Annotated in this window: 19 protein-coding genes and 1 riboswitch; of the genes, 11 read left to right on the top strand and 8 right to left on the bottom strand. The window is 68.2% G+C overall.

The window, feature by feature from the left end:
* The 3 genes from ACREPD_RS17595 to ACREPD_RS17585 form a co-directional block, all read left to right on the top strand.
* Positions 1-200 (top strand): hypothetical protein (locus ACREPD_RS17595; protein WP_431600522.1); only part of this gene is annotated, 200 nt, incomplete at its 5' end.
* 68 nt (positions 201-268) lie between these two features.
* Entirely contained in the window at positions 269-2,281 is a 2,013-nt protein-coding gene (locus ACREPD_RS17590) for an ATP-binding protein (RefSeq protein ID WP_431600523.1), read from the top strand.
* A 172-nt stretch (positions 2,282-2,453) separates the two neighbouring features.
* On the top strand, positions 2,454-2,759 hold the full coding sequence (locus ACREPD_RS17585) for a DUF3247 family protein (protein ID WP_431600521.1): 306 nt from the start codon (positions 2,454-2,456) through the stop codon (positions 2,757-2,759).
* Between the two features lie 49 nt (positions 2,760-2,808).
* Here the strand turns inward: ACREPD_RS17585 and ACREPD_RS17580 are convergent, their stop codons facing one another.
* Entirely contained in the window at positions 2,809-3,072 is a 264-nt protein-coding gene (locus ACREPD_RS17580; protein WP_431600520.1) for a hypothetical protein, read from the bottom strand.
* Positions 3,073-3,225: 153 nt separating this feature from the next.
* On the opposite strand from ACREPD_RS17580, the gene ACREPD_RS17575 reads away from it, so the two are divergent.
* Genes ACREPD_RS17575 through ACREPD_RS17565 form a run of 3 tightly spaced genes read left to right on the top strand, consistent with a single transcriptional unit; the run spans position 3,226 to position 5,737 of the window.
* Positions 3,226-4,344 carry a class I SAM-dependent methyltransferase gene (locus ACREPD_RS17575; RefSeq protein ID WP_431600519.1) on the top strand — a complete coding sequence of 373 codons (1,119 nt, stop codon included), beginning with the start codon at positions 3,226-3,228 and terminating at the stop codon, positions 4,342-4,344.
* Positions 4,341-5,060: a pseudouridine synthase gene (locus ACREPD_RS17570; protein WP_431600518.1), complete on the top strand. Its 720-nt coding sequence runs from the start codon at positions 4,341-4,343 to the stop codon at positions 5,058-5,060. Before ACREPD_RS17575 ends, ACREPD_RS17570 begins: the two co-directional genes overlap by 4 nt.
* Positions 5,057-5,737: an HAD family hydrolase gene (locus tag ACREPD_RS17565; RefSeq protein ID WP_431600517.1), complete on the top strand. Its 681-nt coding sequence runs from the start codon at positions 5,057-5,059 to the stop codon at positions 5,735-5,737. Before ACREPD_RS17570 ends, ACREPD_RS17565 begins: the two co-directional genes overlap by 4 nt.
* A gap of 276 nt (positions 5,738-6,013) precedes the next feature.
* Here the strand turns inward: ACREPD_RS17565 and fabB are convergent, their stop codons facing one another.
* Positions 6,014-7,222: a beta-ketoacyl-ACP synthase I gene (gene fabB, locus ACREPD_RS17560; RefSeq protein ID WP_431600516.1), complete on the bottom strand. Its 1,209-nt coding sequence runs from the start codon at positions 7,220-7,222 to the stop codon at positions 6,014-6,016.
* The gene (gene fabA / locus ACREPD_RS17555; protein WP_421569087.1) at positions 7,222-7,737 is read right to left on the bottom strand and encodes a 3-hydroxyacyl-[acyl-carrier-protein] dehydratase FabA; all 516 of its coding nucleotides are present in this window, start codon (positions 7,735-7,737) and stop codon (positions 7,222-7,224) included. Before fabA ends, fabB begins: the two co-directional genes overlap by 1 nt.
* Before the next feature lie 242 nt (positions 7,738-7,979).
* Between fabA and dinB the strand changes: the two genes are divergently transcribed.
* On the top strand, positions 7,980-9,062 hold the full coding sequence (dinB, locus tag ACREPD_RS17550) for a DNA polymerase IV (RefSeq protein WP_431600515.1): 1,083 nt from the start codon (positions 7,980-7,982) through the stop codon (positions 9,060-9,062).
* Positions 9,063-9,431: 369 nt separating this feature from the next.
* On the opposite strand, the gene ACREPD_RS17545 is transcribed toward dinB, so the two are convergent.
* On the bottom strand, positions 9,432-10,070 hold the full coding sequence (locus tag ACREPD_RS17545; RefSeq protein WP_431600514.1) for an NAD(P)-dependent oxidoreductase: 639 nt from the start codon (positions 10,068-10,070) through the stop codon (positions 9,432-9,434).
* A 97-nt stretch (positions 10,071-10,167) separates the two neighbouring features.
* Here ACREPD_RS17545 and ACREPD_RS17540 point away from each other — a divergent pair, with 97 nt between their 5' ends.
* Both ACREPD_RS17540 and gph read left to right on the top strand, forming a co-directional pair.
* The gene (locus ACREPD_RS17540) at positions 10,168-11,070 is read left to right on the top strand and encodes a LysR family transcriptional regulator (protein WP_431600513.1); all 903 of its coding nucleotides are present in this window, start codon (positions 10,168-10,170) and stop codon (positions 11,068-11,070) included.
* A 194-nt stretch (positions 11,071-11,264) separates the two neighbouring features.
* On the top strand, positions 11,265-11,915 hold the full coding sequence (gene gph / locus ACREPD_RS17535; protein WP_431600512.1) for a phosphoglycolate phosphatase: 651 nt from the start codon (positions 11,265-11,267) through the stop codon (positions 11,913-11,915).
* Between the two features lie 77 nt (positions 11,916-11,992).
* Here the strand turns inward: gph and btuB are convergent, their stop codons facing one another.
* Positions 11,993-13,834, bottom strand: coding sequence for a TonB-dependent vitamin B12 receptor (btuB, locus tag ACREPD_RS17530; RefSeq protein WP_431600511.1), 1,842 nt, complete (start codon positions 13,832-13,834; stop codon positions 11,993-11,995).
* A 122-nt stretch (positions 13,835-13,956) separates the two neighbouring features.
* A riboswitch (cobalamin riboswitch) is annotated at positions 13,957-14,180 on the bottom strand.
* Positions 14,181-14,323: 143 nt separating this feature from the next.
* On the opposite strand from btuB, the gene ACREPD_RS17525 reads away from it, so the two are divergent.
* Positions 14,324-14,932: a histidine phosphatase family protein gene (locus tag ACREPD_RS17525; RefSeq protein ID WP_431600510.1), complete on the top strand. Its 609-nt coding sequence runs from the start codon at positions 14,324-14,326 to the stop codon at positions 14,930-14,932.
* A 146-nt stretch (positions 14,933-15,078) separates the two neighbouring features.
* Here ACREPD_RS17525 and ACREPD_RS17520 read toward each other — a convergent pair whose 3' ends face one another.
* Complete coding sequence (locus tag ACREPD_RS17520; RefSeq protein ID WP_431600509.1) at positions 15,079-15,441, bottom strand: TfoX/Sxy family protein; 363 nt, start codon at positions 15,439-15,441, stop codon at positions 15,079-15,081.
* Complete coding sequence (locus ACREPD_RS17515; protein WP_431600508.1) at positions 15,438-15,920, bottom strand: GAF domain-containing protein; 483 nt, start codon at positions 15,918-15,920, stop codon at positions 15,438-15,440. The genes ACREPD_RS17520 and ACREPD_RS17515 overlap by 4 nt, the downstream gene beginning before the upstream one ends.
* A gap of 119 nt (positions 15,921-16,039) precedes the next feature.
* Between ACREPD_RS17515 and bioD the strand changes: the two genes are divergently transcribed.
* A complete protein-coding gene (gene bioD / locus ACREPD_RS17510) occupies positions 16,040-16,723 on the top strand; it encodes a dethiobiotin synthase (protein WP_431600507.1) in 684 nt (227 codons plus the stop codon).
* Here the strand turns inward: bioD and ACREPD_RS17505 are convergent, their stop codons facing one another.
* Positions 16,724-18,157 carry a PLP-dependent aminotransferase family protein gene (locus tag ACREPD_RS17505; protein WP_431600506.1) on the bottom strand — a complete coding sequence of 478 codons (1,434 nt, stop codon included), beginning with the start codon at positions 18,155-18,157 and terminating at the stop codon, positions 16,724-16,726.
* Positions 18,158-18,298: the final 141 nt, after the last annotated feature.

Raw genomic sequence — 18,298 nt, 5'->3', positions numbered from 1 at the left:
GCATCAGACAGCCAAGAGCACCAGCCAGCAAGGGTTTGCGGTTCATGGCATTGCCTCGATCGGGGTTGTGGGAAGAAGACGATTTGGAGTGTGATCCTGATCACGCGGCAGAACAATTGCCTAAAACGAACGGCATCATTCGGGTTGGGGAGGAATTCACCTACACGTTCAGTCCGCCGGATCCTGAAAGGAGTGCTTGACGCTACGAATACGCGCTCTGGAAGATGCTGTGTCCCTCCGCTCCGCCAGTTGCCCCCACTTGACGCCCTTGCCCAGCCTGCCCGCCTCAACCCTGGATCGCGCCGCCGCGTTTACGGCCCCGGCGCCTGACCCTGTCCTTCACCGCAGTGTGCTGGAAGGGCTCAGCGCGGGCTTCTGCATCATCGAGGTCATCCTCGAGGACGGCGTGGGTGTGGACTACCGCTTCCTGGAAGTCAACGAGGCCTTCGAACGCAACACCGGCCTGCATGACGCGTCCGGGCGGCTGATGAGCGAGTTGCAGCCTGCGCACGAAGGCGAGTGGTACCGCATCTACGGGCAGATCGCGACCACCGGTCGCCCGCAGCGTTTCGAACTGGAGGCGCGGGCGCTGAGCCGCTGGTATGCGGTGGAAGCGATGCGCGTGGGAGAGGCGGGCGATCGCCGGGTGGCGGTACTGTTCTTCGACATCACCAACCGCAAGCAGATCGAAGTGGAGCTGGCCGAGAGCGAGGCGCGCTTCAGTGCCTTGGCCGACGGCCTGCCCATGCCGGTGTGGGTGCTGGACGAGCGCGGCCATGCGCGGTTCGTCAACAGCGCCTTTACCGAATTCTATGGTGGCGACGAGCAGCGCGTTCCCGACGATGTGTGGCGCGGGCTGGTGCATCCCGACGATGCCTCGGTGTTCGACTACGAACTGCAGGAAGCCATGAAGGCGCAGCGCTCCATGCGCGCGCTGGTGCGCGGCCTGCGTGCCGACGGCGAATGGCGCTGGCTGGAAATGAACGCCCGCCCGCGCTTCTCGCGCGTGGGCCGCTTCATCGGCCTGGCCGGCAGCAGTACCGACGTGACCGAGCGCCGCGAAATTGAAATGGCGCGCGAGGAGCTGCTGCAGTCCGAGCGTGCCGCCCGCAGCGCCGCCGAGAACATGGCGCGCCTGAAGGACGAGTTCCTGGCCACGTTGTCGCACGAGCTGCGCACCCCGCTCACCACCATTCTGGGCTGGAGCGAACTGCTGCTGCAGCGCGTGGACGCGACCAGCCCGCTGTACAAGGGGCTGGGTGTGATCGCCAGCAGCGCCATGGCGCAGAAGCGGCTGATCTCGGACATGCTCGACCTCAGCAGCATGCTGCTGGGCAAGGTGCAGTTGGAGGTGGAGGTGTTGGACCTGCGCTCGCAGCTGACCGAGGCCATGCGCGCCCAGGAACTGGTGGCCGAGGGCAAGGCGCTGGATGTCAGCCTGGTCATGCCGGAGGGTCCGGCGCTGGTGCTCGGCGATGCCACGCGCCTGCAGCAGGTGCTGTGGAACCTGCTGTCCAATGCGATCAAGTTCACCCCGGCGGCCGGCACGATTTCGGTCACGCTGGATACCGACGGCAACCACTGGTCGGTGACCGTGGCCGATTCGGGCGATGGCATCGCACCGGAATTCCTGCGCCATCTGTTCAGCCGCTTCCGCCAGGCCGACGGCACCACCACCCGCCGCCATGGCGGGCTGGGTCTGGGGCTGGCGATCGTGCAGCAGCTGGTGGAGCTGCATGGCGGCCAGGTAAGCGCCAACAGCGAGGGCCAGGGCCGTGGCGCGGCGTTCACCGTGCGCCTGCCGGCCTACCAGCCGCAGGCCGATGGGCGCCCGCTGCGCGAAGTGTTCAGCGGCCCGATCAGCGAACAGGTGATCGAACCGTACCCGTTGAAGGGCCTGCGCCTGATGGCGGTGGAAGACCAGCCGGAGGTGTTGGAGTACCTGCGCCGGCTGCTGGAAGAGCAGGGCGCGCAGGTCACCGCCGCGGCCTCGGCCGGCGAAGCGCTGGAACTGTTGGACCAGGGCGGCCATGAAGGCGTGGACGTGCTGCTGACCGACATCGGCATGCCCGGCATGGATGGCTACGGCCTGGTGCGTACGCTGCGCGAAGACATCGGCGTGGACGAGAACCTGCTGCCGGCCGTCGCCGTCACCGCGTTGGCGCGTGCGGATGATCGCAAGCGTGCGCTGGCGTCCGGGTTCCAGGAGCACGTGGCCAAGCCGTATTCGGTTGCACAGCTGGTCTCGGCGGTCCGCAGCGTGTTGGCCGCGCGGCGCTGACGATTGCCACGCATGGCGTGGCACTACGCCGTGCGTTCCGCTGCCACGCATGGCGTGGCACTACGCCGTGCGTTCCGCTGCCACGCATGGCGTGGCACTACGTCATGCATTGCAACGTCCGTAGAGCCACGCCATGCGTGGCTGCGTATCCCCACCGGCATAAGGAAACTCAATGTCCCGCTACGCCCCCACCATCCACACCGACCCAGCCGATATCGCGGCACTGGAAGCACTGTTGCCGCAACTGAAAGGCCAGGCGCGGGTTGAAATCACCCTGGACGACGGGAGCCGCCTGCTCGGCACTGTGGCCGTGCAACCCACGGTGCAGCAATACCGCGACGCCGACGAGAATGAAGGCAGCAACGGCCAACTGCGCCTGGATGACCTGGATACCCCGGTGCAGCAGCACGTGCTGTGGCTGGACCGGATCTGCGCGGTGCGCGCGCTGCCGCCGATAGAGCCGCCGACCGCCGCCTAGCGCGGGGCGTCCCCACAGGTACCGACCGGTGGCCGGTACCTGTGTGTCCTCAATGCTCGAACACTTCCGGCGTCGCCTCGAAGCGGCGCGCATAGGCGCGCTCATCGGCCACCCGGGCCACTTCAGCGTCGGCCATGTCCGGTGCGCCGTAGACCGCGTAGGCGACCGTGCCATCCTCCTGTTTGCCCACCTGATGCAGCCGGTAGCGCGAGTGACCGCCGCCGGTATCTTCGGGGTAGTGCACCGGCGGCTGAGCCCCCTCGATGTCCATTTCGCTGTTGTCGACCACGCCACCGACGAACAATGCGCGCATGAGCTACCTCCGTTGCGAATGAGCCTTTACCCTGACCCACCGCATGTTGCGGTTGCATCAAGACGGCGTTGAATAAACGCAAATCGGGCCCGGGGCAGGGCCGATCGGCTGAAACGGTAGAATGGCGGTCTCTTTTCAAGATGTGCCCCCCGCATGGCTGCCCAGCACGACGCCCCCCTGGAAACCCTGTTCCTGCCCTTCGCCGGTGCGCTGTCCTGGCCTGCCGGGCCGGTGCTGTTCCTGCGCGCCCGCGACGGCTGGCCGCTGCGCGAGTACGCGCAGCCGGCCCAGCTGGTCTGCGAACAGAGCTTCCGGCCCTTCGCCGATGCCCTGGAAGCCAGCGGCTGGACCGTGCGCGACGAACAGCAGCTGGCCGACGCCGACACCCGCTACGCGGTGGTGCTGGTGCTGCCGCCGCGCCAGCGTGAGGAAGCCCGCGCGCTGTTCGCCCGGGCCCTGGCACTGACCGCCCCGGGCGGCATCGTGGTGGCCTGCCAGCACAACAACGAGGGCGCCCGCTCCGGCGAAGGCGACCTGCAGCAGCTGGCCGGGCTGGGCGGCAAGATGACCAAGAACCACTGCCGGGTGTACTGGACCGCGCCGCTGGACGGCCAGCACGACGCGGCGCTGGCCCAGCGCTGGGCCCAGCTGGACGCGCCGCGGGCGATCCTTGGCGGGCGCTTCCAGAGCCGCCCCGGCATCTTCGCGTGGGACCGCATTGACCCGGCCTCTGCACTGCTGGTCGAACAGCTGCCGGCCGACCTGGCCGGGCGCGGTGCCGATCTGGGCGCCGGCTTCGGCTACCTCTCGGCCGAAGTGCTGGCGCGCTGCCCGGGCGTGACCGGGCTGGACCTGTATGAGGCCGAAGGCCGCGCGCTGGCGCTGGCCCGGGTCAACCTGGCCGCGCTGGGCAAGCCGGCCACGCTGGCCTTCCACTGGCAGGACGTCACCGCCGGGATCGAGGCGCAGTACGACTTCATCGTCACCAATCCGCCGTTCCACACCCCCTCGCGCGCCGACCGCCCCGACATCGGCCAGCGTTTCATCGCCGTGGCCGCGCAGGCGCTGCGCCCGGGCGGGCGGATGTGGCTGGTGGCCAACCGCCACCTGCCGTACGAGCAGATCCTCAACGAGAGCTTCGGGCAGGTACGCGTGGCGGCCGAGCGCGACGGCTTCAAGCTGATCGAGGCCACCAAGGCCAGCAAGAGCGCCACGCCCGCCCGGCCGCCGCGCAGCACCGAGCCCAAGTGGGGCCGCGGGGGTCGCCCGTGAAGCTGGTCAAACTGCTCGCAAACCTGGGCTATGGCAGCCGCAAGCAGGTGCAGGGAATGTTCCGCGAGGGCCTGGTCACCGACGCCGACGGCGAGGTGCTGTACGCCGACGACCTGGTCGCGCATGAGGCGATCCGGGTCGAGGGCGAGCCGCTGGACCCGCCGCAGGGGCTGACCCTGATGCTGCACAAGCCGCGCGATTACACCTGTTCGACCAAGGACAAGGGGCGGTTGATCTACGATCTGCTGCCGCCGCGCTTCCGCGAGCGTTCGCCGGTGCTGTCGTCGGTGGGCCGGCTCGACCGCGATACCAGCGGACTGCTGCTGATGACCGACGACGGCGCGCTGCTGCACCGGATCGTGTCGCCGAAGTCGCGCCTGGACAAGGCCTACCAGGTGACCGTGGCCGAAGACCTGCGCGGCGATGAAGCCGCGCGGTTTGCCAGCGGCGGGCTGATGCTGGAGTCCGACGACAAGCCGTTGCTGCCGGCCGAGCTGCACGTGCATTCCGCGCGCGAGGCCGAGCTGGTGCTGCACGAGGGCCGTTACCACCAGGCCCGGCGCATGTTCGCCGCCGTGGGCAACCACGTGCAGGCGCTGCACCGCAGCCGCATTGGCGGGCTGTCGCTGGGCGACCTGCCCGAAGGCGAGTGGCGCATGCTCGATGCCGCCGACCTGGAGACGCTGTTCACCGGGCACCTGACCGACGCGTCATGACCGCGATACCCGCGCTGCCGTTCCTGCCCGAGGCGGTCATCTTCGACATGGATGGCCTGATGATCGACAGCGAGCGCGTCTCGCTGGCGTGCTGGTCGCAGGCGGCGCAGGAACACGCGCTGCCGTTCACCGACGACTTCTGGCTGGGCATGGTCGGGCTGGGCGACCGCGACTGTGAGCAGCGGCTGCTGCAGCACATCGATGCCGATGCGGTGGCCGCCTTGTTCGCGCGCTGCCACGATCTGTACGAGGCGCGCACGCAACAGGGCCTGCCGCTGCGGCCAGGCATCGTGGAGCTACTCGAGTTGTTGCAGGCGCACGGCATTCCGCGCGCGGTGGCGACCTCCACGCGGCAGCCGCGCGCCTCGCGCAAGCTGGCGGCGAGCGGGTTGCTGGGGTACTTCGACCACGTGGTGACCAGCAGCGATGTCGCCCATCCCAAGCCGGCGCCGGACATCTACCTGCTGGCCGCGCAGAAGCTGGGCAAGGCGCCGTCGCGCTGCCTGGCGCTGGAAGATTCCCCGGCGGGCATCCGCGCGGCGGTCGGCGCGGGCATGACCGCGATCCAGGTCCCGGACCTGGTGCACCCCGACGACGCGCTGCGCGCGCTGGGCCATCGCATTGTGGATTCGCTGCAGGACGCGCACGCACTGCTGGTGCCGTTGCTGCCGCGTTGAGTGAGGCGATGCCGCCGGGCGCTGCTGCCCTGCGGAAATACGGGTAACCGTGGTAGGGTCGCATCCCAATCGACTGCACGTCACGGCGCAGGGTTCATTGGGGCATGGACCTCAAACGAAAGGCGCGTCTCCGGCAGAGGTCATGCGTCCCCGCCCGTGGCATGGGTTATCGGCAGTCGTTTGGGAACCGACCCTACCAGGCATGCACGCCACGCTTGTACTCCCCATAAAAAACCCGGCACATGGCCGGGTTTTTCATGTCAACACCGCGCGGAATCACACCCGCCCGAACACCAGCGCCGCGTTGGTACCGCCGAAGCCGAAGCTGTTCGACATCACGGTGTTCAACTGCACATCCTGGCTCTCGCGCACGATCGGGAAACCTTCCACCGCCGGATCCAGTTCGCCGATGTTGGCCGAGCCGGCGATGAAACCGTCGCGCATCATCAGCAGGCAGTAGATCGCTTCATGCACGCTCGCCGCACCCAGCGAATGGCCCGACAGCGCCTTGGTCGAGGACAGCGGCGGAATGGATTCGCCGAACACTTCGCGCACGGCCTTCAGCTCGGTCACATCGCCCAGCGGCGTGGAGGTGCCGTGCGTGTTGAGGTAGTCGATCGGCCCGCTGACATTCTGCATGGCCATGTTCATGCAGCGCACCGCGCCTTCACCGGACGGGGCCACCATGTCCGCACCGTCGGAGGTGACGCCGTAGCCGACCAGCTCGGCGTAGATGCGCGCACCGCGTGCCACGGCGTGGTCGTAATCTTCCAGCACCAGCATGCCGCCGCCACCGGCGATGACGAAGCCGTCGCGGTCCTTGTCGTACGGGCGCGATGCGGTGGCCGGGGTCTCGTTGAAGCGGGTGGACAGCGCGCCCATTGCATCGAACATCACGCTCATCGACCAGTGCAGGTCTTCACCGCCACCGGCGAACATCACGTCCTGCGCGCCATGGCGGATCAGGTCCGCGGCGGCGCCGATGCAGTGTGCCGAGGTGGCGCAGGCGGCCGACAGCGAATAGCTCAGGCCCTTGATCTGGAACGCGGTGGCCAGGCAGGCCGAGACGGTGGAGCACATCGTGCGCGGCACCATATACGGGCCCACCTTGCGCACGCCACGCGCACGCAGGATATCGGCCGATTCCACCTGCCACTGGCTGGAGCCGCCGCCGGAGCCGGCGATCAGGCCGGTACGCGGGTTGGCGACCTGCGTTTCATCCAGGCCGGCATCGGCGATGGCATCGCGCATGGCGATGTAGGCGTAGGCAGAAGCATCGCTCATGAAGCGCTTGAGCTTGCGGTCGATCTGCGCGTCCAGGTCCAGTTCGACGTTGCCGCCCACGTGGCTGCGCAGGCCGGCTTCGGCATGGTCGGGCAGAGCACGGATGCCGGCGCGGCCTTCACGCAGTGCGGAGGACACGGTGTCCAGATCGTTGCCCAGGCACGAGGTGATGCCCATTCCAGTAATGACGACGCGACGCATCAGAAGTTCTCGGTGGAAGTGAACAGACCTACGCGGAGGTCTTTGGCGGTATAGATTTCGCGGCCATCCACGAGCATGCGTGCGTCGGCCTGGGCCATGACGAGCTTGCGGTTGATGACGCGGGTGATGTCGATTTCGTAGCTGACGCGCTGGGCGCTGGGCAGCACCTGACCGGTGAATTTCACTTCACCGCAGCCGAGCGCGCGGCCGCGGCCGGGTGCACCCAGCCAGGTGAGGTAGAAGCCGGTGAGCTGCCACATGGCGTCCAGTCCCAGGCAGCCGGGCATGACCGGGTCGCCGATGAAGTGGCAGCCGAAGAACCACAGGTCGGGGCGGATATCCAGTTCCGCGCGCACGTAGCCTTTGCCGTGAGGACCGCCTTCATCGCGGATGTCGGTGATGCGATCGAACATCAGCATCGGATCATTGGGCAGGCGACCGCTGCCCGGCCCGAACAGTTCGCCACGGGCGCTGGCCAGCAGCTGTTCGCGCGAGAACGCGTTGAGACGAGTCATGGAAAACGCAATCCTGAAGAGGGTGACATCGGGGGACGCCGGCCGTCGGTCGGCGAATTGTTGCGGTTGAAAGTGCCCAAGAGTGCAGAGTATTTCGCATTCAATCAAACGTTTTAACCGTACGCAGGCGTAGTGTTTTCAGGTTGAAAAACGCATGTCGTTGTTATGAAAAGACCATACTCAAGCGTGTGGCTGTAATCTTGTTCATGTCTCCCCGCCGCTTCACGCCTTGAGCCACCGCCGTGTCCGCACAACGCAAGATCATCCACGTCGATATGGACGCGTTCTACGCGTCGGTGGAGCAGCGCGACAATCCGTCGCTGCGCGGGAAGCCGGTGGTGGTGGCCTGGAAGGGCGCGCGTTCGGTGGTTTGCGCGGCCTCGTACGAGGCGCGGGTGTTCGGCATCCGTTCGGCGATGCCGGCGCTGCGTGCGGAGCGGCTGTGTCCGGACGCGGTGTTCGTGCCGCCGGATTTCGTCCGCTACAAGGCGGTGTCACGCCAGGTGCGCGAAATTTTCCTGCGCCACACGGATCTGGTGGAGCCATTGTCGCTGGACGAGGCGTACCTGGACGTGACGGTGCACAAGGGCGGGATGACGGTGGCGACGGAGATTGCGGCGGTGATCCGCGCGCAGATCCGTGAGGAGACGCAGCTAACGGCGTCGGCGGGCATTGCGCCGAACAAGTTCCTGGCGAAGATCGCGTCGGACTGGCGCAAGCCGGACGGGCAGTTCGTGGTACCACCGCATCGGATCGAGCAGTTCCTGACGCCGCTGCCGGTGAAGCGGGTGCCGGGGGTGGGCAAGGTGATGGAGGCGAAGCTGGCCGAGCTGGGCATTGCGACGGTGGGCGATCTGCGCGCGCTGCCGCTGGAGGCGCTGGAGACGCGGTTCGGCAGTTTTGGTGCGAGTCTGTACCGACGCGCGCGCGGGATCGATGAGCGGCCGGTGGAGCCGGATCAACCGGTGCAGTCGATTTCGTCGGAAGACACGTTCGCGGAAGACTTGCCGCTGGACGCGTTGGAGCCGGCAATCGTGGAGTTGGCGGCGAAGACGTGGCATGCGACGCGCAAGACGGACCGGGTCGGGCACACGGTGGTGTTGAAGTTGAAGACGTCGCAGTTCCGCATCATCACGCGCAGTTTCACGCCGGAATCGCCGCCGGAAACGCAGGAGGAGCTGCGCGATATCGCGCTGGCGCTGCGCGCGCGGGTGGAGCTGCCGGCAGAGACACGCTACCGGCTGGTGGGCGTCGGCCTGGGTGGATTCCGCGAACGCGAGCCGGTAAGCCAGATGGGGCTGTTTGACGGTCACGACGTTGGTTGAACGCACAACGTCAACGTCAACGCTTAATTGCTCCGGGGTAGCGGGCCGGCGCGGGCGGGTTGGCGGGACACGCCGTGAACCCATCCATGGGGGCTTGTAGAAAACATCCATGTTTTCTACAGTCCCGCCAACCCACCCCCGCCGACCCGCCGACACTTGGTCGGCGCCCAACGAAACAGCGGGGCAACTGCGCATCGCAACCGACTGCGGGCCGCACTTCAACTCACGGTGGTAGAACTCGTAAAACGTGGGCCCACGGTTCTCCTGGGGATGAGACATCGGTAGGGTCGCATCCCAATCGACTGCCGATGACACTGCAACGCGCGGTGGGGCATGAAAATCACCCGCGCCGCGCGTCATCACGCTTGATCAATACGCCACGGTCGCAATCGTCCGCACGTACTGCGGCTTCTCGATCTCACTCACGAACGCATCGGCGTAATCGGCGTAACTGATCCGGCTGTGGCCATCGGCGCCCACCAGGAACTGCCTGGCCTGGGTGCGGAAACCACCCTTCTGCGGGCCCGGTCCGATTTCGGCTGCCGGGGAATAGAACGTCCAATCCAGGTCATCCACCTTCTGCAGCAGGTTGAACGCCTGGCGCGCGGCGAGGGCGACCGGCTTGTAGGCGTCGGGGAAACCGTCGGTGTCCACGAGCTGCACGCCCGGGGCGACTTCGAGGGTGCCGGCGCCGCCGACCATGAGGAAGCGCGGTACGCCGGCCTGGCGCGCGGCGTTGATCAGTTCGGCGGTGACGGTGGTGACGGTAGCCGGGTCATCGCCCGGGCGCGGGCCGAAGGCGCTGGCCAGGACGTCGTGGCCGGCGATGACGGCGGCAAGGGCTTCAGTGTCGTCCAGGGCGGCAATGGCCAGCTGGGCGCCGTCCAGTTCGGCCGGCAGGCCGGTATCGCGGCGGACGATGGCGGTGACCTGATGGCCGCGGGCCAGGGCCTGGCGGGTGATTTCACGGCCGATGTTGCCGGTGGCACCGACGAGGGCGATCTTCATGGGGCGGGTTCCGTTGAGGGAGGAAGGCCAGCTTATGCGCCTGAAAGCGAACGAAAAACCGCGTATAACGGGCTAATTTGTTGCGCGGATCGATCAAATGGACCGGCTGACGGCGATGAACGTGTTTGTGGAGGTGGCCGAGCGCGGCAGTCTCACTGCGGCGGCGGAGGCGCTGGACATGTCGCGGGCGATGGTGACGCGCTATCTGGCCGAGGCGGAGCGCTGGCTGGGCGCGCGGCTGCTGCACCGGACGACGCGCCGGATCAGCCTGACCGGGCCCGGTGAAGCCGCGCTGCTGCGCTTCCGGCAGATGCTGGCGATCGGTGATGAGCTGCAGGGCGAGCTGGCGAGTGACAACCCGGAGCCGCATGGGTTGTTGCGGGTGACGGCGAGTGTGTCATTCGGGCAGTTGCACCTGGCCGCTGCGGTGGCGGAGTTCGTGCGCCGGCATCCGCTGACGCGGGTGGAGCTGCTGCTGGTGGACCGGGTGGTGAATCTGGTGGAAGAGCGGGTGGATGTGGCGGTGCGGATTTCGCGCGCGATCGACCCGAACCTGATCGCGCGCTGGCTGGCGCCGTGTCGTTCGGTGCTGTGCGCGGCGCCGTCGTACCTGGCCGAGCGTGGCACGCCCACGAGTGCGGATGCGTTGGCGGGGCACAACTGCCTGACCCATCACTATGTGGGTAAGAGTGTGTGGCAGCTGCAGCGGCATGGCCGCGCGATTTCGGTGGCGGTGGGGGGCAATATCAGCGCCAATGAGGCGTCGTTGTTGCTGGAAGCGGTGCGCGCGGGGGCGGGCATCGCGATGCTGCCCACGTACCAGATCGCGCCGCTGCTGCGGTCGGGCGAGCTGGTGGAGGTGCTGCGCGAGTACCAGGTGGAGGAGATGGGCATCCACGCGGTGTACGCCTCGCGGCGGCAGCTGCCGGCGTTGATGCGCAGTTTCCTGGATTTTCTGGTGGAGCGGTTTGCGGCGCCAGAGTTCGTGGCGCGGATTTGATATGTGCCGATGCCGGCATTGCGCGGGACACGCATGGCGTGTCGCTACGCGGATGCCTCTGCGTCGGGACAGACAGCATGCTCTCGTGCGATCCGTAGAGCCACGCCATGCGTGTCTGCTCTTCGCCGAAGACCGCGAAGCCACGCATGGCGTGGCTCTACAATGTACTGCCCCCCGTTTGAAGCGAGCCTCCCTTGACCTACCCCTATCCGCTGGTGATCTTCGACCTGGACGGTACGCTGGTCGACAGCGCCGGCGATATCGCCGAGGCGCTCAACCGCACGCTGGAAGACTGGCAGCTGTCGCGCGTGCCTGAAGCCACGGTGCTGACCTGGATCGGCGATGGCGTGCGCCGCCTGGTGGAACAGGCGTTCACCGCCGCACGCAGCGATATCGATCTCGACCGGGTGATGCCCGGCTTCATGCGCCGCTACGAGGAATGCCTGCTGCGCAGCCCGCGCCTGTTTGATGGGGTGGTGCCTGCATTGCAGGCGCTGCGCGAGCGCAATGTGGTGATGGCGATCTGCACCAACAAGCCCTCGGCGCTGGTGGCGCCGCTGCTCGCACACCTGGGCGTGCAGGACTTCTTCGCGCTGGTGCTGGGCGGCGATTCGCTGCCCGAGCGCAAGCCCAGCGGCGCGCCGCTGCGGCATATCGCCGATGCGTTCAAGGTTGCGCCGGCCGCAGCGTTGATGGTGGGTGATTCGGTTACCGACTACCGTGCTGCCGTGGACGCGGGCATGCCGGTGGCGCTGGTGCGCTACGGGTACCCGCGTGGGTTGGATCTGGATACGGTGGACGCAGTGGCGGTGGTTGATGACCTGCGGGCATTGCCGGGGTTGTAGAACGACCGGGGGAAGTGCCGACCAACGGTCGACACCTACCGCAGGTGGGACAGCGGCGATGCCGCCGTCCCGATCCCTTATTTCGGCTGGTAACGCACGCTCAGGCGGTACTCGCGGCCCGGCTGGTTGTACCAGGCCACCGTTTCGTACTCGCGGTCGAACACGTTGCTCACCCGGCCCAGCAGCGACCAGTCGCGGCTGAGCGCGTATTCCAGGCGCAGGTCCAGCGTGCCGTAGCCGGCCAGGCGAACGGTGTTGTCGGCGTTGTCGTAGCGCTTGCCAGCACCGAACGCGGTGACACCGGCGCGGAAATCGCCGAAGCGGCGGTCGATGTCCAGGCGCGCGGTGTCCTGCGCACGGCGCGCCAGCCAGTTGTCGAACTGCGCGCTGCCGTCGGTACGATTACGCGGATCGGTGTGGCTGAGCTGGGCACTGAGGTCGAACCCGGCCACGGTGAGCGAACCGGTCAGTTCCGCACCGCGGATACGTGCCTTCTCCACCTGCGTCATCATGAAGGTGGTGGCGTCGTAGGTGATCAGGTCGTCGATACGGGTTTCGTACACGTCCAGGCCCCAGCGCCAGCCGTCGCCCTGCTGGGCGATGCCCACGTTCGCGCTCTTGGACTTCTCCGGGTCCAGGCCCGGCACGCCACTCCACGGGTCGTACAGGTCGCTGAAGGTCGGTGCCTTGAACGCGGTGCCGTAGCTGGCGTTGAGACGGAAGCCGCCGCCCAGCTCCATGCCCCAGCCGAGGCTGCCGGTGGTGTGGTTGCCGAACTGCTCGTTGTCGTCGTTGCGTACGCTGGCCTGCAGGTGGTGCGCGCCGAAGCGGCCCTGGTACTGCACGAACACGCCGGTATTGTCGCGGCTGTCGACCAGATACCCGGCACTGCTGCCGTCCAGTTTGTCCTGGCTCCAGTCGGCGCCGGCGCTGAGCAGCTGGCCGTCGGCGATGCCCACGTCGGCCTGTACCGAGGCGCTGTCGCGGTGGGTCTGCGCCGCGCCCAGCCAGGTGCTGTCGTTGTAGTTGTCGGACTCGTTGTCGGCGCGGCCGACGTTCACCGTGAGGTTGAAGCGCTCGCTGGGCGTGTAGCGCAGCTTGCCGCCCAGCACCTGCTGCAGCGTTTCCGAGTAGTTGTAGTAACCGTCGTAGTGGTTCTCGCCTTCGGCGCGCAGCGCGGTGCCTTCCACGCTCAGCGTGTCGGTCAGCGTGTAGCCGCCGCGCAGGCTCATCGACAGGTTGCGGTAGCCATCGCGGTCGGGCTCGTCGGCGCCACAGCCGGCGAAGGTGACCGGGTCACCGTTGCAGGCATTGATGCCGTCGGTGTGCTGGTAGGCGATGTCGGTGCCGAACCAGCCGCGTGCGCCGGTGCCGCCGAAGCCGCCGCTGGCCTCACGCAGGCCGTTGCTGCCGCCACCCAGCTGCAGGTGCGGCGCGAAGTCGCCCGCGTTGCGGCGGGTGAAGATCTGGATGACGCCGCCGATGGCATCGGCACCGTACAGGCTGGACTGCGGGCCGCGCACGATCTCGATGCGCTCGATCTGCGCCAGCGGCAGGTCCTGGATCATCGCCAGGCCCAGGTCGCCGGTGTTGATGCGCACGCCGTCCACCAGCACCAGGGTGTGGGCCGAATTGGTGCCGCGCAGGAACAGCGAGCTCTGCTTGCCCAGCCCGCCGCTGTTGTTGAGGTTGATGCCCGCGCGGCCGCGCAGCAGGTCCTGCAGCGACGGCGCCTGGCTGCGCTCGATCTCGGCGCGGTCGATCACCTGCGCGGGCGAAATGCTGTCCTGCAGGGCGATCGGGGTGCGGGTGGCGGTCACCAGCACCTGGTCGAGCGCGGTGGCGTCGTCCTGTGCGGCGGCCACCAGCGGCAATGCCGACAGCACGGCCAGAGAAAGAATACGGATCTGATGCTTCATCGTTGACTCCAAACACCGCGCACGCCCGCGCGGCTGGGGTAGGGGCGGCGGTCAACGGGAGCAGGGGACGGTGGGCGGGCGCAGACACGGCGCCGCTTGCCGCCGCCATGCCCGCCGCATCGCAACCAGTCGTCTTCCGGGCCGGTCTCCGGGCTCGCGGGCCGATGGCGGACCATCGCACCAGGCGCCTTCCCATGCACGAGCACAGTGGCGTATTGCCTGGCTTCCACGCTTACCGTTGCGGGGGCAGCGCCGGGCTGGCAGCAGGCAGGACCTGTTGCGTCACCGGCTTCCCGTTTCAACCTGCCGGCTTGCGCCGCAGGTCACCTGAAAGTGCGCGCAGTGTAGAGCAAAGCCCCGCGCCAGGTGCAGTCTGCGGCGGAGCGGCGCAGCCGAGCGGTTAGAATGCGCCTCGCTCTACGACGTGGTTCGCATGAAACAGAAGTGGTTGCAGCAGCTTGACCGGCGCGTCCATCGCGTGACCCCGGCATGATCCTGGATCTGATCCGGCATGCCGCCACCGGCCGTGACGACCACCTGGATGGACGTACCGATCCTTCCGTGGAGGTCGATGGCACCGCGCCGATCTGCGCCCGCTACGCGGACCTGCAGTGGCAGCGCGTGCTGAGTTCGCCGCGCCAGCGGGCCCTGGCCACCGCCGACGCGCTGGCGCTGCCGCGCGGGCTGGAGGTGATCGCCGACGAGGAATGGGAAGAGCTGGATTTCGGCGACTGGGACGGCCAACCGCTGGACGCGCTGCCGATGCAGGCCCTGCAGGCCTTCCACCTGGACCCGCACGCCAACCCGCCGCCGCACGGCGAAAGCTGGGGCCATTTCGAGCGCCGCATCGCGCGCGCGCTGCACCGGCTGCTGGACGAGCCCGAGTGCGTGCCGACCCTGATCGTCAGCCATGGCGGCCCGCTTCGCATGGTGCTGTCGCAGGTGTGCGGGCTGCCGATGGCGATGTGCTGGGCGCTGCGCATCGACCACGGCACGCGGCTGCAGCTGCGGGTGGAGCGCGAGGATGGGGAGTTGTGGGGGGAGCTGCTGGAGCTTCAACAACCGGCAGCGTTGATTCAACCGCAACCGCTGCCGTAGAGCCACCCCATGGGTGGCTGCGCTGTAGCCTGCATCGCGCTCAGCCACCCTACAAAATCGCCTATCTTTCTGGCGCGGCAGGACACGGGCGCGTGGCGACGCGTTGGGCGAAATGGCGCCAGATGGTCACACGGCGCGGGGTGGCTCTACGAGCGGTCTTCTTCCGTCTCGAACGGCGCTTCGTCGCCGTCGTCATCGTTGGCCACCGTGCGGTCATACACCGGCCCGGAGGCAGGCGGCGCCTTCTTCAGCGGCTTGTCGGCGATGATCGCCTCGTACTCGGCCACCAGTGCCGTGCGGCGTGCCTCGGGCAGTTCCTGCCAATGGCAGTCCAGCAGCGCGCCTTCCAGCGAGTACAGCAGGTTGAGGCTGGGCTTGAAGCCGGCGCGGCGGACCTTGACGAAGGCACCGACCGCACCGACGGCGGTCAGTTCCTCGGGCGTGCGCAGACCGACCTGGCGCAGCCAGGCCGCGCTCTTGGGGCCGATGTTGCGCAGCTTGGTGCTCATCCCAGCGCCTCGACGAACACCGCGGCAATCGCTTCCAGGCCGGCCTGGTCCTCGGCATCGAAACGGGCCAGCGAGGGGCTGTCCAGGTCGAACACACCGATCAGGGTGTCGCCCTTGACCAGCGGCACCACCAGTTCCGAACGCGACGCCGAGTCGCAGGCGATATGGCCCGGGAAGGCGTCCACGTCTTCAATGCGCTGGGTGATGCGCTGCGAGGCCGCCGCACCGCACACGCCCTTGTCCAGCGGAATGCGCACGCAGGCCGGCAAGCCCTGGAACGGGCCCACCACCAGTTCGGTGCCGTCGAAGAAGTAGAAACCCACCCAGTTCAGCTCGGGCAGTGCGTGGTAGATCAGCGCCGCAAGGTTGGCCGCGTTGGCGATCCGGTCGCGCTCGCCGTGCACCAGGGCGCGGGCCTGGGCCAGCAGCTGGCCGTACTGTTCCGGCTTGCTGCCGGTAAGCGTGGAAGTATCGAACATGGCCGCAGTCTAGCAAGCGCAGCCGGCGGCCGGACCGCCCGGCCGTGCAACGCTGCGGTGCCGATGCGTCGGCGGCCCGCCAGCGCCGATAATGGCGGCCCCTGTTCACCGGTCCGGCCATGTCCCCGTCCGCCTCCCTGCCTGCCGCCTTCTACGTCACCGGGACCGATACCGGTATCGGCAAGACCTTCAGCAGCTGCGCCCTGCTGCACGCGCTGCGCCAGCGCGGGCACCGCGCGGTGGGCATGAAGCCGGTGGCCAGTGGCTGTGAACGCACGCCCGACGGCCCGCGCAACGAGGATGCCACCGCGCTGCTGGCCGCCAGCGACCCCACCCCGGCCTACGCCGACCTCAATCCCTATGCGCTGCCGCTGCCGCTGGCCCCGGAACTGGCCGCGGCGGCGGCCGGCGTGACCCTGGCACTGGCGCCGATCGAGGCCGCGTTCGCGCGCCTGCAGGCACAGGCCGACACCGTGGTGGTGGAAGGCGTGGGCGGCTGGCTGGCACCGCTGTCCACCACGCTGGACCAGTCCCATCTGGTGCAGGCGCTGCAACTGCCGGTGGTGATGGTGGTGGGCCTGCGGTTGGGCTGCCTGAACCATGCGCGGCTGACCGCACAGGCGATTGCCGCCAGTGGCGCGACCTGCATCGGCTGGATCGCCAATGAAGTGGACCCGCAGATGGAGCGGATCGACGACAACGTGGCGCTGCTGCGCGCGCGCCTGCCGCTGCCGTTCTGGGGCCGGCTGCCGTACGCGCCGGGCGCCGATCCGGCGCAGCTGGCCCGGCACCTGCTGGGCTGACTACTCCCCGCGCGCCTGTGCCAGCAGCGCGGTGGCCAGCCGCCCGACGCAGGCGATGGCGCCCACGTAGCGCGCGTCCAGGTCCTGGCAGCACGACAGCCGCAGGCAGTGCCGGTAGCGTGCGCCGCGCGAATACACCTGGCCGGGCATGAACACCACGCCCTCGGCCAGCGCCTGTTCGAACAACACGCCGGTGTCCACCCCTGCGGGCAGCTCGATCCAGAGCAGGAAGCCGCCGCTGGGCTGGGTGGCGCGGGTGCCCGGCGGGAAGTGCTGGGCAACCATCGCGCGCACGCGGCGCACCTGTTCGCGGTACAGCCGGCGCAGGCCACGCAGATGGTGTTCGTAGCTGCCCGCTTCGAGAAACGCGCCGACCGCCTCGCCCAGCAGTTGCGACTCGGCGCCGGTGGACTGGAACTTGAGCAGCTGGATATCGGCCGCGAAGCGCCCACCGTCGAGCCAGCCGATGCGGTAGTCGGGCGCGAGCGTCTTGGAGAAGCCGTTGACCACGATCACCCAGCCGTCCTCGTCGAACGCCTTGAGCAGCGGCGCCAGCGGCTCCTGGTACTGCAGTTCGGCGTAGACCGCATCTTCGATCAGCGGCACGCGGTACCGGTTCACCAGCGCGGCCAGGCGTTGCTTGGCGGCCACCGGCATGGTGCAACCCAGCGGGTTGTGCACGCTTGGCATCGCCACGATCGCGGCGAGCGCGCCCTGTTCCAGCTGCGCTTCCACCGCATCCACGTCCAGCCCCTCGCGTGGGTCGGTGGGCAGCTCGATCGCCTTCAGGCCCAGGTTGCCCAGCAGCGGATACAGGTTGAAGTACGACGGCGCCTCGATACCCACCGCATCGCCCGGGCGGGTGACCGCGCGCAGGGCCAGCTGCAGCGCCTCCATCGCGCCATGGGTGAGCACCAGCCGGTCCACCGTGGTGTGCAGGCCCAGCCGCGGGCCGCGCCGCACGATCTGCTCCAGCAGGCGGTGGGCGCTGTTGGGGCGCGCGTAGGTGCGCACCATGGCCGGCGTGCGGCGCAGTACCTGGGCGGTGGCGCGCGCCAGTTTCGCGGCGGGGTAGAAGCGCTCGCCGCGCGGTCCCGCAAAGGCCAGGTCGACGATGCCCGGTTGCCGTTGTGCGGTCAGCACGCGGGCCATCATCAGCTGCTGGGTCTGGGTGGTGGCCAATGACGGCGCCTGGCGCAGCGAGCGCGTCGGTTCGGGCAGGCGCGCGCTGACCACGAACCCGGCCTTGGGGCGCGGCATCACCAGGCCGGCGTCTTCCAGGTGTCGGTAGGCGGCGATCACGGTGTTCAGGCTGAGCTGGCGCTGCGCGGCCAGGCCGCGCAGCGAGGGCAGCCGCGCCCCGGCCGGCAGGCGGCCGCTGTGGATGGCGTCGGCCATTTCATCGGCCAGGGACTGGTAGAGGTTGGCGGCCATGCGGAATCTGTAACCATGGGGGTCGCCGATATCGTGCGCTGTACCCGGGGGCGCTTGCAACCTGGCGGGAGCTGACGGGGTAAAACGACTGGGCAACACGGACGGGGCAACACCGACGGGGTAGAGCCGACGGGGTAGAGC

Origin of the sequence: Stenotrophomonas sp., from assembly GCF_050737075.1 — a bacterium.
GTDB lineage: Bacteria > Pseudomonadota > Gammaproteobacteria > Xanthomonadales > Xanthomonadaceae > Stenotrophomonas.
This window is presented reverse-complemented; position numbering and strand designations above follow the sequence as displayed.